Annotated in this window: 2 protein-coding genes; one reads left to right on the forward strand and one right to left on the reverse strand. The window is 56.0% G+C overall.

Annotation, left to right across the window (positions count from 1 at the left end):
* On the forward strand, positions 1-99 hold a 99-nt coding region (locus tag ACE3OH_RS18765), incomplete at its 5' end, for a cold-shock protein (RefSeq protein WP_374356809.1).
* Positions 100-198: 99 nt separating this feature from the next.
* On the opposite strand, the gene ACE3OH_RS18770 is transcribed toward ACE3OH_RS18765, so the two are convergent.
* The coding region (locus ACE3OH_RS18770; RefSeq protein ID WP_374356797.1) for a GGDEF domain-containing protein at positions 199-687 on the reverse strand (489 nt) is incomplete at its 5' end.

Consider the following 687-nt stretch of genomic DNA (forward strand, 5'->3'; position numbering starts at 1 on the left):
TCGAACGGTTTCAAGTCGCTGCAAGAAAACCAGAAGGTTTCCTTCGACGTGACCACCGGCCCTAAGGGCAAGCAAGCTTCGAACATCAAGCCTGTTTAATTCGTTTCGAGCGAATTGTGAAAAACCCGGCCAAGGCCGGGTTTTTTGTTGTCTGGATGTTGTTCGAGTCGCACGGAGCGTCGATCAACCGCAGTCAGACTACTTGAGCTCGACGCGGTTGCGACCGCCGCGTTTGGCCAGATAGAGGGCCTCATCCGCCGTCTTGATCAATTGCTCGGTACTGGCAATTTCCGGAAAACTGGCGACACCGGCCGAGAAGGTCGTGTTGAACCAGGTCTCATTGAATGGATGTTTGATCTGGCCAAAGTCACAGCGAATACGGTCAAGCACCATCATTGCCTGCTCGGCATTGGTGCCGGGCAAACCTACCAGAAACTCCTCGCCGCCGTAGCGGCCGACAATATCGCTTTTGCGCAGGCGCTGCTTCAGTAGCCAGGCGAGGCTGCGGATGATCTGGTCGCCTACCGGGTGGCCGTAGTTGTCGTTGACCCGCTTGAAATGGTCGATATCGATCATCGCCACGCTGATCGGCTGATGTTCCTGTTGTGCTGCATTGACGGCGCCTTCCAGCCTTTGCTTGGTGCTGGTGTGGTTGAGCAGGCCGGTCAGGCTGTCGTGATACAGGGT

The organism is Chitinimonas sp., from assembly GCF_041904975.1.
Lineage (GTDB): Bacteria > Pseudomonadota > Gammaproteobacteria > Burkholderiales > Chitinimonadaceae > Chitinimonas.